Source organism: Neoluteolibacter marinus (genome assembly GCF_014904755.1).
In the GTDB taxonomy this organism is placed as follows: Bacteria; Verrucomicrobiota; Verrucomicrobiia; order Verrucomicrobiales; family Akkermansiaceae; genus Haloferula; species Haloferula marina.
On record NZ_JACZFQ010000106.1, the window covers coordinates 47,526 to 60,913 of the forward strand.

Genomic DNA, 13,388 nt, shown 5'->3' on the forward strand with positions numbered 1-13,388 from the left:
ACCGGTCAGGGATTGGTGGTGGTTTCGCCCTTGCGGAAGGCCTCGTTCTTCTCCGTGAGCTTGCGATAGCTGTCGGGATCCAGCGGCATCGGCTGCGGCGGGCCGTCCTTGGTGATCTCGCGATAGGTGCCGATCTTCTGGATGTAGGCGATCATCGCGACCACCTGGCTTTCCGAGAAATGGCGGACCAGTTCCTCGGTCGAGGCGCCTTTCATCGGCTCGTAGCCGACCGGGGCGTCCCCTTCGAACAGCGAGCGGGCGATCGCCATGCCCTGCTCGCGGGCTTGCTGGTCGATCTCGTCCTTGGTCCACGCCGGGAACGGCACGCCGAGACGGCGTTGGACGGCGATCTTGCCCGGCAGCGACTTGAAGTCGGTCTTCTGCTCATAGAGCCAGGGGTAAGGAGGCATGTTCGAGTCCTCGTTCGCCCAGCGCGGGTTCATGAAGTGGAACCAGTGCCACTTGTTGTCGCGCTTGCCCGACCGGACATGCTCGGAGCCGGCCACGAAGTCACCACCCTCGCGGGCCAGGTCCGGCCCGGTCCGCTTCGACCCCCACTGGTAGGGATGGTCATAGAGCGACTCGCCGAGGTGCGAGAAGTCGTCGGTCTTGCCGGCACGGCCGTAGCGCATCACGTCCGGCATCAAGGTGCGGATCATCTGCGAGTGGCAGTTGTAGCAGCCTTCGTTGACGTAGAGGTCGCGGCCGGCGAGTTCGAGCGGCGTGTAGAGTTCCTGCAGGCGGCCCTCGATGTTCTTGTCGCGGTTCACCAGCAGCGAGGGAATGATCTGCACGCTGCCGCCGATCGCCACCGCGATGAAGACCAGCAGCGTGAACGGCAGGTAGTTGCGCAGCAGGCTCTCGTGCCAGTGGTCCCAGGCATGGGCGTTCTTCTGGAAGGCGCGGATGGCCTTGACCGAAAGCAGGACCGCCACCAGCAGCGCGGCCTTGTCGGCATGGGGCGGCAGGAAGAACCACAGGATCATCGCCGCCAGGCCGAGCACGCAATAGGCGACCGGGTCGTTGAACACGGCGGCGCCGATGCGCATCGTGTCGTGCTTTTTGTCCGGAACCACGACCTCGACGGTGTCGTCGTGGGCCGAGCCCGAGCGGGCGGTCTTGAAGATGTTCACCGCGCACATGCCGAAGCCGATGAGATAGAGAGTTCCACCGATCGAGCGCAGGATGTAGGGCAACTGGATCGCCTTGAGGGTCTCGACGAACTCGTACTTCAGCGTGGTGCCGCCTTCGGCGACCTCACCGAGCATCAGGCCCTGCATGATCCCGGCCGTCCACATGGCGACCACGTAGAGGAGGATGCCGACCAGCCCGACCCAGAAGTGCATGTTCGCCCACGAGGTCGACCACAGCTTGGTTTTCCACAGCCGCGGCGCGAGCCAGTAGAACATGCCGGCGGCCATGAAGCCGTTCCAACCGAGCGCGCCGGAGTGGACGTGGCCGATGCCCCAGTCGGTGTAGTGCGACAGCGCGTTGACGGCGCGGATCGAGAGCAGCGGCCCCTCGAAGGTCGCCATGCCGTAGAAGGTGATCCCGGCGGCGAAGAACTTGATCACCGGGTCGGTGCGGAGCTTCGCCCATGCTCCGCGCAGGGTCAGCAAACCGTTCAGCATACCGCCCCACGAGGGGGCCCAGAGCATGAGCGAAAACAGCATCCCGAGCATCTGCAGCCAGCGCGGCAGCGAGGTGTTGAGCAGATGGTGCGGGCCCGCCCAGATGTAAATGAAGACCAGCGACCAGAAGTGGATGATCGACAGCCGGTAGCTGTAGACCGGACGGTTGGCCGCCTTGGGCAGGAAGTAATACATGATCCCGAGGATCGGGGTCGTCAGGAAGAAGGCGACGGCGTTGTGGCCGTACCACCACTGGACCAGGCCGTCCTGCAGGCCACCGAAGATCGGGTAGGAATGGATCAGCGAGGTCGGGATCGAGAGGTGGTTGACGATGTAGAGCATCGCCACCGTGACGATGGTCGCGATGTAGAACCACAGCGCGACGTAGAGGCTCGGCTCGTTGCGTTTGGCCAGGGTCCAGAAGAAATTGACCGCGAAGACGACCCAGATCACCACGACCGCCAGGTTGATCGGCCAGATCAGCTCGGCGTATTCCTTGCCCCGCGTGAGGCCCGCCGGCAGCGTGATCGCCGCCGCCACGATGATCAGCTGCCAGCCCCACATGTGGATCTTCGACAACAGGTCGGAAGCGGTCCGGCATTTGCACAACCTCTGGGTGGAGTAGTAGATCCCCGCGAAGGCCATGTTGCCGACGAAGGCAAAGATTACCGCATTGGTGTGCAGCGGGCGCAGGCGGCCGAAGGTGATGTACTGCATCCCCTCGCCCTTGAAGAGCCCGCCGGTGAGGGCTTCGAGGAACTTGCCGTTCATCTGCCACCAGGAGAGCTGGGTGGCGCAGATCACGCCGACGAGCATGCCCACGATCCCCCACACGATGGAGGCGATCATGAACTGCCGCACCGTGCGGTCGTCGTAGGTGATGGTGGTGGTCTTGGCGCTGGCGGTGTTCATTTCGTGAAAGTCGTGTCGTCGTCGAGGGGAAGCAGGGAATCGCGCTCCGGGGAGGAACGGCGCGAGCGGCGGAATTCGCCGGCGAAGCAGAAGATGAAAATCCCGGCGAGACAGGAGCTCACGAGGATGGTCAGGGCGATGACGTTCATGGTGACGGGGGCATTGGAGGGGACCCGGGCGGGAACGTCGCCGCGTGGATTGCCCGAGGATGCGCGGATCTTCTCAAACCGACTCCGCCATCAACCGCGCCGCCGCCCACTCGAGATAAGTGTCCCCGATGATCGATGCCAGCGACCGCTCGCTGAACAGGTCGGGCTGGAGGACCAGGTGAAAGCCCTTGCCGTCATTCGGCGCCGGCCCGAGTGAAACGCGGAAAATGTTCGAGAGGTTGGCGCTGGCCTCGACCGCCAGCATTCCTTCCAGCACCGCGTTGCCGCGGCGCGCCAGCACCTCAAGCACCTTGCGGCGGCCGCAGGCGCTGTTAGGCGGGCAATTCCGGCACCCCTCCCCCAGGTTCAGCAGGCTCCGCTGCGCCGGGGTTGCCGAGATCTGCTCGAGCAATTCCGGCACGAAGCCCGTCCAGCGGCCGCCGCCGTCCTCGTCGAACTCGTTGAGGTGACCCGCCACCGCCGCTGCAAGCCCGCGGGGCAGGACCGGAAAACCGAACAGCACGATGCCGGGAGCATGCGCGGCCCCGCCATCAAGGAACCAACGGTGGAAATCGGAGAGGTTGGTGGTGAGCATGGTGGTGAGGCTCGCACCCTAGCAAGCCGCCGGGGCGCTTGACTCCGCGTTGGTTTGTGAAAGGTGTGCGGATCTTCTCATCCCCCGGTCCCACGCGGTCGCAGAAAACGTTCGCCTTTCCCGCGCCGCCCGGACGAAAATCCGCCGCGTGATCCATCCCACGGCGATCATTTCCCCGCAAGCGAAGCTCGGTGCCAACGTCCGGGTCGGCCCCTATTGCATCATCGAGGCCGGCGTCGAACTCGGCGACGACTGCGTGCTGCATTCCCACGTCATCCTCGGCGGACCGTCGAAGATCGGACAGGGCAACGAGTTCTTCCCCTTCGCCGCGGTCGGCGGCAAGACCCAGGATCTCAAGTACGAGGGCGAACCGACCGCGCTGGAAATCGGCGACCGCAACGTCTTCCGCGAGAACTGCACCATCCACCGCGGCACCCACGGCCACACCCCGACCCGCATCGGCTCCGACAACCTCTTCCTCTGCTACTCGCACGTCGCCCACGACTGCCAGGTCGGCAACCACATCATCCTCTCCAACAACGGCACCCTCGGCGGCCATGTCGAGGTCGAGGACCACGCCATCGTTTCCGGCCTGGCCGCGATCCACCAGTTTTGCCGCATCGGCTGCCATTCCATCATCGGCGGCTGCGCCAAGGTGGTCCAGGACGTGCCGCCGTACATGATCGTCGACGGCAACCCCGCCGCCACCCGCGGCATGAACCTCGTCGGCCTGCAGCGCCGCGGCTTCGCCGAGGACGACATCAAGGCCCTGAAGTCCGCCTACAAGAAGCTGTTCCTCAAGAAGGACGGCAACCTCGCCACCCTCATCAGCTCGCTCAAGGCCGACCGCCCGGCAAACCACGACCCGGTGAGACACCTGATCGCCTTCATCGAGGGTTCGAAGCGCGGGGTGACCCGTTAGATCGCGGTTCTCGACCTCCTCGACCGCCTGCAGGCCGCGGCCATCCCGGCGATCAGGAGAAGCAGCGACGTCGACGGCTCCGGCACCCCGGGAATCTTCGGCGTCGCGTCGTCATCAACCGGCTCCAGGCCGTGCTTCTTGTACTGCTCCTCGGTTTCCAGCACCACCGCCCCCGACACGCGGGTGACCAGCTGGTAGCGGGCCGCCAGCGCCGGCCGCTCCGCTTCGGGCACTCCGGAAAGCGGCGAATCGACCGCCTCGATCGCCCACTGCCGGGCAAGATGATCCCACACCGGCGCCCCGAGTTCGGATGGCGGGGTGGCCTGGCGGCGCCAATGCCAGCCGATCTCCTCGCGGCCCGACTCCAGCCCCTTCAAGAAGGCGGTCAGATCCTTCCGCGGGTCCAGCAGCACCGGCCCGCGCCGCAGCGCTCCACCGCGGTAGATGGTCTCCGCCAGGCGGTTCGGCCCGGGCACCGCCATCACCGCGTGGATCTCCGGCACCCGCGCGCCGCGTTCGATCACTTGCAGCAGGGCCTCGGCCTGAGACAGCCCGACCGACTGCGGACCGTGCAGCCAAACCACCGCACCGACCTCCCCGGACTTCGCCCGCCGCAGGGCCTCGCGCAACGCCGGTTCGTTGTCGCGGCCGCCGGAGAAGCGATGCTTCCTCAGCTGCGCGGGGCTGATCTCCGTGGCGTCGTCGTTTGCCAGCATCAACTCGAAAGCCCCTTCGGGGAAGTCATCGAGAACCGAGCCCACGATCCAGTCCTTCGCCTCCCGCATCGCGGCCGAACCGTCGATCACCAGCAGGATCTTCCCCGCGGGACCGCGGGTCAGCGTCTTCGGTCCGCGGATCAGGAACCGCTCCTCCGCCTCCGCAAACTTGTCCTCGCACCAGACCTCCGGCGATGCCGCGTCCGGAACCGCTCCCGTCCGCACCACCACCTTGCCCTCCATCACCGCCGCGGGGGAAAGGCTGAGCGTCATCGACTGGCCCTCGCCGTCCTCGACCGAATGGCGGTCCGCCTTCCCTTTCTCCAGCACGTCGAATTTGCCGTCACCCTGGATCCACAACGCGTGCTCCAGCCCGTCCACGGTCCCGAAGTTCCGTTCGATGATCCGCGGCATCTCCCACATCCCCCCGTCGAGGGCGGCGGTGATGCCGAAGCGGATCTTCATCTCGCCCTCCGCCGGCACCGGAAAGCACTGGACGAGGAGGGTGTCCGGTCCCGCCATCGTCACCAGGACGGGGTCGCGGCGCTGGACGACCGCGATCTCCTTGTAGGCCGCCTTCACCTTCGCCACTGAACTGAACGCCGCCTCGCGGGGCTCGCCGTTCACCCACAGGGTCAGCCGCGACACCCGCCCCCCGCGCGGCATCAGCACCTGGCAGCGGGCCTCGCGGGCTTGGCGCGAGCCATTGTGGAAAACCATCGTCCACTCCCCATAGCCAATCCCCGAGCGGCCATCGACATGACCGTCGAAGCGCGACTGGGCGAGGTCGAGGTCCTTGATCCGGACCGCCACCTGATCGCCGCCGAGACCGTCGTCGAACTGCATCTCGCGGAAGTCCCCGCCCCGCCCGAAGGATTCCGAGCGCATCATGCGGGGGGGCCTGAGCGAGTTGAACGGTTTCCCGGTGACCCGGAAGAACACGTTCCGGGCATCCTCGTTGCGGGCCATCCGGCTGACGTTGTCGAAGCCCAGCATCTGCCACCCGTAGCGCAACCAACCCGAGACATCGGTCCCCATCGCACCGCTACGAGAGCTCTCGTAGCATGCCCGCAGCAGGACGCGCTCGGAGTGGAAAATCCGCAGGCGGGCGATCGCGGACCGCTCGCTCGCGCCGCCCGCTCCGGCCATGCCGAGGTTTCCCCGCGTCCAGACCGCGGGCCCCTCGAGCACCAGCAGCGCGACGATCGCTGCCGCCAGGCCGGTCCGCCAGCCACGGCGGTAGGCCGCGGGGTCATGTGATTCACGGCGCTGCCGCCGCCCGATCCGCCAGGTCCACAGTCCGGCCATCACCGGGGTCAGGGAAAGCACCCCGATCCCGAATAACAACGCGATCAATGTCAGCGGCAACAGCGGCAGGAAGAGCAGCGCATAGAAGACGGCGATCACCACCGTGAACCCCGCCGCCAGCCCCTTGCCGCGTTCGCTTCCCCGGGGAGCCCCCTTCAGGATCCAGGCGTTGACCGCCGGCACGGTCGCGACCAGCATGGCGTGCCACCAGGTCGCGATCGGATCGAAGAACACGCTCCCGCAGAAAACCGACGCGCCCTCGATGAGCAGCACCGCCAGGGGAAGGACCACTCCCCAGGTCCAAAGCCAGAAGGGCTTCATCTCCTTCTTGCGCTTTTCCGGTACCGCCGGGTGGCTCATCGCCGGGACCGGCCGGTAGCCGGCGTCAAGCCTGCCGAGGATTCCCTCCAGCTGAATCAGACCGATGCCGTCGGCCATCTCCTTCTCCGCCTCCTCGTGGATATGACGCATGAGGTCCGCCTTCAGATCTTCCGCGTCCTCGCCGTCGAAGCCCTCCCGTTTCGCGCGGTCGTGGAGATAGTCGGCCAGGCGCAGCTCGGCTTGGGTGGTCCAGGTTTTCATGAAAGTAGCGGCTCAGGTTCGGAGGATTCCGTCAGATGGGGCGGTTGCGGGGATTCCGGATGAAGGGCTCGTGAAATCGACGTGACCGCCGAGTCCCGCCACGCCCTTTGCCATTTCGGTGAAGTAAGCCTGCATCTCCTCGCCCACCGTCCGCCCCGCGGCGGTGAGGCGGTAGTATTTCCGGGCCGGACCTTCGCTCGACTCCTCCAGGCGCGTCACCACCAGGCCCTGCTTCTTCAGGCGCGACAGCAAGGGATAGATCGACCCTTCGGCCACCCCGATCCCCGGAATCGCCACCAGCGTCTTGACCAGCGCGTAGCCATAACACTCGCCGCCGGCCAGGGCCTTCAGGATGCAGAAATCGAGCACGCCCTTGCGCATCTGGACGGTCCAGTTGTCAAAGAGTTCTCCTGCGGATGTGCCGGGGTCAGCCATGACTAGTGTCAGCCATTCCAGAACCGCAGCGGAGGATCCTGCTCGTGCTGGTAGGGCCAGTTGAGATCGAGGTCGCCGCGCAACTCGCCGTCGCCGAAGACCTTCACCGAATGCTCCGCCGGACCGGGCACGATGCGGCAGCTCCCCCAACGCCGGGCCTCGTGATCGAGGTACTGCCACAGCCAGGGGCCTCCCGGTTTCCTTGAGTAGAAGTCGACGGTGTAAGGCTCGCCGCCGTTGTCCCAGCCGTTCCAGGACTGGGTCACCAGGCACTCGGTGCCGTCCGCGAGGGTCACCCGCGCCAGCACATCGTCCGTCCCGGGCTGGACGAGCATCAGGTAAAATCCCGCGAACCCCGCAACAAGTGCCGCCAGACAAATCCAATCCCACCTCCGCAATCGAGGGGCCATCGGGAAAAATCGAGCTTTCATGGTGGAATGTGCACCGGGCCCCAGAGCTATCTTGCATCGCAAGGTATCCGGCAAGCCAATTCTTCGATCCACGATTCGCCACCCCGGGGTTGCAGGAACGTGCCGGAGGACTAGTCTCGCCGCCTTTTCCCGGAATCATGGCCATCACCACCATCCTCACCCACCCCGGCGGCGCCCATAAGGACGAGCTGCTCGCCTGTTGCCTGCTCGTCGCCGTCCACGGGGTCGAGATCGTCCGCCGCGAGCCGACCGACGCGGACCTGGCCGATCCCGCGGTGGCCGTGGTCGATGTCGGCGGCGAACACGCGCCGGAACGCCACAACTTCGACCATCACCAGTTCCCCGCCGACCATCCGCCGGCCTGCGCCCTCACGCTGGTCCTCCAGCACCTCGGCATCTACGAGGACGCCCGTAGCTTCTGCGACTGGCTCGAGCCGGCCGAGTGGTTCGACACCCGCGGCCCCAATGTCACGGCCAAGTGGCTGGGCGTCGACCGCGAGACCCTCGCCAAGCTCAACTCGCCCGTCGACGTCACCCTGCTGCGCCGCTTCGCCAAGTCATCGCGTCTCGGGCCCGGCGACGTGATCTGGGAAATGATGCGCTACATCGGCCAGGACCTGCTCGATTACGTCAGTTCCCTCCGCCAGCGCCTCGACTTCATCGCCCGCCATCTCGAGCTGTGGACGGTCGCCGGCTGCGAGATCGCCTTCCTGCCGCGCACCGAGCCGATGCCCGACGAACCGTCGTCCGGCATCGGCCGCTACCTGGAATCGATCGGCAAGGCCAAGGAAGTCGCCGCACTGGTCTATCCGGACCGCCGGGGCAGCGGCTACGGCCTGTCCCGCAACAATGACGATCCCCGCTTCGACTTCACCCGGATCGACGGGGAAGACGACGTCCACTTCGCCCACGCACGGGGATTTGTGGCAAAAACGTCAGCTGCCGCGCCGGAACGGCTGCGCCAGCTGCTGGAATTGGCCCGGGTTGAGTAGGTCGCCGCGGGGATCGGGCCGTTAGAAGTGACGGAAGCGTCACGCGGCCCCGCTTCGTCGCGCCGGGAGGTGTCGGTATCGACTCGCAGCCTCCGGCGCGATGCCTTCCTACACCGACCCTACCCATCCCCCTCTCCGCACCCAGGAGTGGTTCCGCGTGGCCGTGGCCTGCGTGACGAATATCTCGATTCTCGCGGCTCCCTGCCATGGTTTTTCGGACTTCGTCGCGCTCCCCGATTACAGCATGGGGGGCGATTTCATGCTCGCCGCCCTCCTGCCGGAGCGCGGTGACGTCGTGCTCGACGCCCATGGTGGCGCTTCCACCCAAGCCGCCGGATTCTTCGAATGGCACACGCCGGAACGGCCCGCCTTCTGGATGTCACCTGAGCCCGCGGGTGTCCGCCCGGGCGACCTGCTTTCGACCTGGGAGTCCCCGGCTCCGGAATCCCTGCCGGCCCCCGCGGTCACGCCATCCACCATCCAGGTACCGTGGATTCCCGGCGAAGTGCCATCCGGCAGCGACCCTGCTCCCCGGCAAGGCAACTTCGGCGCCCTGCCGATCGAACAGGAGTCCGGCGACTGCGTCGTCTTCGGCGAAGTCGCCTCCGGACTGGACCCGGTCCCGGGCGCCCGCGTCGAGATCCTCGGCACCGGCCGCATCGCCGAAACCGACGCCCAGGGCCGCTTCCGGATCGAAGGCCTGCCCGCCGGCGACTTCACCGCGGACGCCTCCGCCCTCGGCTACTCCGGCCAGACGCTCGGCGTGAGCGCCAGCCCGACCACCCCCGCGGAACTGCGCTTCAACCTCACCGAGAAGCCGGTCGATGGCGGCAACGAGGAGTACATGCTCGAGGAAGAGAGCATCGTCGGGGAGTACCAGGAGAGTTCCCAGGGCGACCTCTTCATCAATCTCGAGACCAGCCAGACCATCACTTCCGGCATCGACAAGGCCGAGTTCTCGCAGAAGAACATCAGCGATGCCGCGGGCGCGGTCGGCAAGATTTCCGGTGCCAACATTGTCGGCGGCAAGTTCGCCGTGGTGCGCGGTCTCGCCGATCGCTACGTCACGACCCTCTTCAACGGTGCGGCCATTTCTTCCGCCGACCCTTCGCGGAAAGCCGTCCAGCTCGACATTTTCCCGACGGTTGCCCTGCAGGGGATCGACATCGCCAAAACTTATGTCCCGAGCCTCCCCGGCGACTTCGGCGGCGGCACGATCAAGATCCAGTCCCTCAGCATCCCGCAAGAGCGGGTCGCCGAGTTCAAATACAAGATGACCTGGAACTCGAACCTGGAGGACCGGATGCTCGTCCATCCGAACCGGGATCTCGGCTTCTGGGGAGACGCGACGCAGGCGATCCCCGACAACCTGCTGTGGAACGTCGATGCCTTCGGGAATCCGGTATCCTTCAACTCCGGCGGCAACCGGGTCACCCCGAACAACAACAACCGCAACCAGGCCCAGCAAGCGGCACAGGTTGCCGTCGGCCGCGAGCAACAGGCCCAGGCGGACGCGGCCCTGGAGGGCGTGCGCCGCCTCCACCAATCGCAGTCTTTCATGCCTAAGGTCGAGAAGCCCGAGGCCGGGGAAAGCTTCTCGCTGGTTTACGGCGACCGCGTGGAGCTGGAGAACGGCGGCGAATTCGGATTCATGGCCGCCTTCCAGCGCTCGAGCAGCGACGAGGTGAATGCGGCCGGTCCCGAGAACCGGCTGACCTCTCCGGCTCGCTCCTGGACCGAGGAGAGCTATGCGCGCGAGGTCGACTGGTCGGTCTACGTCGGGGCCGGCTACCGCCCGAACGAGAACCACGAGTTCACCGCGACTTATTTCCACAAGCAGATTTCCACCGACGAAATCACCCACGGCACGGACTTCCAGATCCAAGGCAGCGATGTCTACGGTGCCTTCGCCCGCAATGACGCGGTGATCAACCGCTACGGTGCATCGGCGGTCTACAACAAGGAGTTCTGGACCATCGACCCCATCGTCCGCGACACCGAGATCCTCCAGTTCGGGGGCAGCCACAAGAATGATATCGGCACCAAGCTGGCGTGGGGGATCACCAGGTCCACCGCCCGCGAGTCGCGCCCGCACTCCAGCACCTTTCAGAACGGCATCCTCGACTTCACCGATCCCCGCATCGCCGCCGAAGCCGCCAACAACCCGGACTTCGTCTACAACCCTTCGCTCGGCCAGATCTCGACCATCGAGTACCAGACCTTTGTCAACGACGGCAACGGCAGCCAGGACTCCGCCCGCTCGACCCAGTTCATCGACGAAACCAGCCTCGAATCGTCGATCGACCTCACCCAGTCGATCTACTTCTCGCAAGACAAGGAGGACGGTCCGCGGCTCGATTTCTCCTTCGGTGGCAGCAGCCTGAGCAAGGACCGTGAACAGCAGGGCCGGGTGTATCTCCTCAAGACCGCGAGCTGGGAACGCTGGGTGGCACGCAACACCCCCAGCTGGTGGCCTTCGGACGGATCGATCGCACCCTACTCCCCCGGCATGCCGCTTGCCGCGACCACCATGCCGGACGGCAGCGCGATCCCGGGAGGCTTCGGCACCCTGGGAGAATACTTCGCCGCCAACCCCGACGCCCTCGTCGATTTCTTCAACGGCTACGGCAACGAAGGGATCGGACGCATTCCGGGAACCGGCACTGCATCCAACAGTGCGAACTACGTCCAACCGGACGCTCCCTACTACGTCAACGGATCCGGACTCGAGGTGCGCAATGTCGACAGCGAGCTGGCGCTGACCGGGCTCTACACGTCCGCCACCTTCTACGCCGACAACTGGCGCTTCGGCGGTGGTGGACGCTGGGAGAAGGAAACCAAGAGCTACGAGGTCGCCGCCGATCCGCTCACGCGCCTGCTCCCGGACGACCCGACCCGTGTCGGGGAAGTGACCACCTCCGCCTTCATCCCGTCGCTCCTCGCCGGGGTCGACCTGATTCCCGACAAATCCTGGATGAACTTCGCCTGGTCGCGGACCGTCGCCCGTCCGACCTTCCACGAATTCCTGCCGATCGAATCGATCGACCAGGAAACCGGGATCATCCGGCGCGGCAACCCGACGCTCGGAGAGACCAGCATCGACAACCTGGACCTTTCCCTCGACTACGTCTTCAGCGACACTTTCAACGCCCGCGCCTCCCTGTTCCACAAGACCTTGACCGATCCGATCGTCGTGGTCCAACGCGTCGACCAGGGAGTCAACAGCAACACCTACATCAACGGTGATTCCGGTTCGATCGACGGCTTCGAACTCGAAGGTGTCTGGAGACAGAAGGATGGACCCTTCTCAGTCAGCGGCAACTACACCTACATCGACTCGACGTTGAAGTATCAGGTGAACCAGGGCATCCAGGTCACCGACCTTGAGACCCGCTTTCCCTTCCAGCCCAGCCAGATCCTGAACCTGACGCTCGGCTGGGCTCCCGAAGACGGCCCGTGGAGCGCGTTCCTCACCACCAACTTCACCGCGGAGTACCCCACCATCCTGCGCAGCGATCCGAACGCTTACGACGTTTGGCTCAACTCCCAGCTCACCCTCGACCTCGTGGTCGCCCGCAAGTTCGAGTTCGACCAATTCGACGCGACCCTGACTTTCGGCGTCAAGAACCTCCTCGACGGCACCCTCGACTACGAATACCGCGGCGGTGGAACCAACGGCAGTACCGGCCCCTATGACGGCCTCGTTTACACCCAGGATTCCCCTGGCAGGTCGTTTTCCCTCGAGCTCAAGGCACAGTTCTAATTCATCTTCGCCATCAGCCGGCGGGATTTCCCGGACCGGCTGATTCTCCGTGCCTTGTGGACACTCGGAGCAATCTGTCAGAGACCTCGAACTGGGTCGAAATCGACACAGAAAAACACTCTAGCGGGGCCTTGGGAGGAGCAAGCCTGCGCCGTCCCCCGACTCCCGGGGACCCTGTCCAGACAGCACCATCGTACGACTGAATCCATGAAACCGACCCTCACCACCAAGAGTAGCCTGTTGGCCCTGGCCGCGCTGATGCCCAGCGTGACCCAAGCCATCGAAATCGACGTCATCGCCGAGCAGACGATCGTCAACCCGAGCCTCGTCGCCAGCTACGGTCCCAACGTCCACCAGCTCAACGTCGACACCACCTGGACCAAGGACAACGTCTACATCCTCACCGACAAGGTCTTCGTCACCGACGGCGCGACCCTCACCATCGAGCCGGGCACCAAGATCTACTCCACCCTCGACGACAAGGGCACCGGCACCAAGGACGACGATGACTTCGGTTCCATCGTGATCGTCCGCGGTTCCAAGATCATGGCCCAGGGCACCGCCGAGGAGCCGATCGTCATGACCACCATCGACGAGCTCGAAGCCGAGAAGCAGGACGACTACGACGGTGACGGCTTCGTCGCAGAGGCGCCCACCGCCACCACCGCCGGCCGTTGGGGCGGCCTCGTGGTCCTCGGCAACGCGCCGATCGCCAACTACAGCGGAACCACCAACATCGGCGAAGACCGCATCGAAGGCTTCCAGCCCGCCGCTTCCAACGACCTCGACAGCGACTCCCGCGCCGATGTCATCGAATACGGTGGTAACGCCCCCGCCGACAACAGCGGTGTCATCAGCTATGTCTCGATCCGCCACGGCGGCTACGTCTACTCCGGCGCCAGCGAGATCAACGGCCTCACCCTCGGCGGTGTCGGCTCCGGCACCACCATCA

At 65.4% G+C, this 13,388-nt stretch carries 10 protein-coding genes; 4 read left to right on the top strand and 6 right to left on the bottom strand.

Going from position 1 to position 13,388, the window contains the following annotated elements; translation table 11 throughout:
• Positions 1-5: 5 nt before the first annotated feature.
• The 3 genes from ccoN to IG178_RS21275 form a co-directional block, all read right to left on the bottom strand.
• Positions 6-2,543, bottom strand: a complete 2,538-nt coding sequence (gene ccoN / locus IG178_RS21265) for a cytochrome-c oxidase, cbb3-type subunit I (RefSeq protein ID WP_193214603.1) — start codon at positions 2,541-2,543, stop codon at positions 6-8.
• Positions 2,540-2,692 (bottom strand): hypothetical protein, encoded by a 153-nt coding sequence (locus tag IG178_RS21270; RefSeq protein WP_193214604.1) that lies wholly within the window; start codon positions 2,690-2,692, stop codon positions 2,540-2,542. Before IG178_RS21270 ends, ccoN begins: the two co-directional genes overlap by 4 nt.
• Positions 2,693-2,765: 73 nt before the next feature.
• Positions 2,766-3,287, bottom strand: coding sequence for a hypothetical protein (locus IG178_RS21275; protein WP_193214605.1), 522 nt, complete (start codon positions 3,285-3,287; stop codon positions 2,766-2,768).
• A 148-nt stretch (positions 3,288-3,435) separates the two neighbouring features.
• Between IG178_RS21275 and lpxA the strand changes: the two genes are divergently transcribed.
• On the top strand, positions 3,436-4,209 hold the full coding sequence (gene lpxA, locus IG178_RS21280) for an acyl-ACP--UDP-N-acetylglucosamine O-acyltransferase (RefSeq protein WP_343226027.1): 774 nt from the start codon (positions 3,436-3,438) through the stop codon (positions 4,207-4,209).
• Here lpxA and IG178_RS21285 read toward each other — a convergent pair.
• From IG178_RS21285 to IG178_RS21295, 3 genes are read right to left on the bottom strand one after another with little or no spacing between them, the layout of a single operon-like run.
• Positions 4,206-6,815 carry a PEP-CTERM sorting domain-containing protein gene (locus tag IG178_RS21285; protein ID WP_193214606.1) on the bottom strand — a complete coding sequence of 870 codons (2,610 nt, stop codon included), beginning with the start codon at positions 6,813-6,815 and terminating at the stop codon, positions 4,206-4,208. The two genes, lpxA and IG178_RS21285, sit on opposite strands and share 4 nt — an antisense overlap.
• A 12-nt stretch (positions 6,816-6,827) precedes the next feature.
• Entirely contained in the window at positions 6,828-7,250 is a 423-nt protein-coding gene (locus IG178_RS21290) for a PadR family transcriptional regulator (protein WP_193214607.1), read from the bottom strand.
• An 8-nt stretch (positions 7,251-7,258) separates the two neighbouring features.
• Complete coding sequence (locus IG178_RS21295; protein WP_193214608.1) at positions 7,259-7,585, bottom strand: hypothetical protein; 327 nt, start codon at positions 7,583-7,585, stop codon at positions 7,259-7,261.
• A gap of 233 nt (positions 7,586-7,818) precedes the next feature.
• On the opposite strand from IG178_RS21295, the gene IG178_RS21300 reads away from it, so the two are divergent.
• The 3 genes from IG178_RS21300 to IG178_RS21310 form a co-directional block, all read left to right on the top strand.
• Positions 7,819-8,673, top strand: coding sequence for an MYG1 family protein (locus tag IG178_RS21300; protein WP_193214609.1), 855 nt, complete (start codon positions 7,819-7,821; stop codon positions 8,671-8,673).
• Between the two features lie 100 nt (positions 8,674-8,773).
• Positions 8,774-12,436, top strand: coding sequence for a carboxypeptidase regulatory-like domain-containing protein (locus tag IG178_RS21305; protein ID WP_193214610.1), 3,663 nt, complete (start codon positions 8,774-8,776; stop codon positions 12,434-12,436).
• Between the two features lie 207 nt (positions 12,437-12,643).
• Positions 12,644-13,388, top strand: a 745-nt coding sequence (locus IG178_RS21310) for a beta-helix domain-containing protein (RefSeq protein ID WP_226895660.1), incomplete at its 3' end; no start/stop codon positions are given.

What these genes read in the sequence shown, in the direction of transcription:
- IG178_RS21285 (WP_193214606.1), bottom strand. Translation starts at nt 6,815, where the DNA reads ATGAAAACCTGGACCACCCAAGCCGAGCTGCGCCTGGCCGACTATCTC.
- IG178_RS21270 (WP_193214604.1), bottom strand. Translation starts at nt 2,692, where the DNA reads ATGAACGTCATCGCCCTGACCATCCTCGTGAGCTCCTGTCTCGCCGGG.
- IG178_RS21295 (WP_193214608.1), bottom strand. Translation starts at nt 7,585, where the DNA reads ATGCTCGTCCAGCCCGGGACGGACGATGTGCTGGCGCGGGTGACCCTC.
- IG178_RS21305 (WP_193214610.1), top strand. Translation starts at nt 8,774, where the DNA reads ATGCCTTCCTACACCGACCCTACCCATCCCCCTCTCCGCACCCAGGAG.
- ccoN (WP_193214603.1), bottom strand. Translation starts at nt 2,543, where the DNA reads ATGAACACCGCCAGCGCCAAGACCACCACCATCACCTACGACGACCGC.
- IG178_RS21290 (WP_193214607.1), bottom strand. Translation starts at nt 7,250, where the DNA reads ATGGCTGACCCCGGCACATCCGCAGGAGAACTCTTTGACAACTGGACC.
- IG178_RS21275 (WP_193214605.1), bottom strand. Translation starts at nt 3,287, where the DNA reads ATGCTCACCACCAACCTCTCCGATTTCCACCGTTGGTTCCTTGATGGC.
- IG178_RS21300 (WP_193214609.1), top strand. Translation starts at nt 7,819, where the DNA reads ATGGCCATCACCACCATCCTCACCCACCCCGGCGGCGCCCATAAGGAC.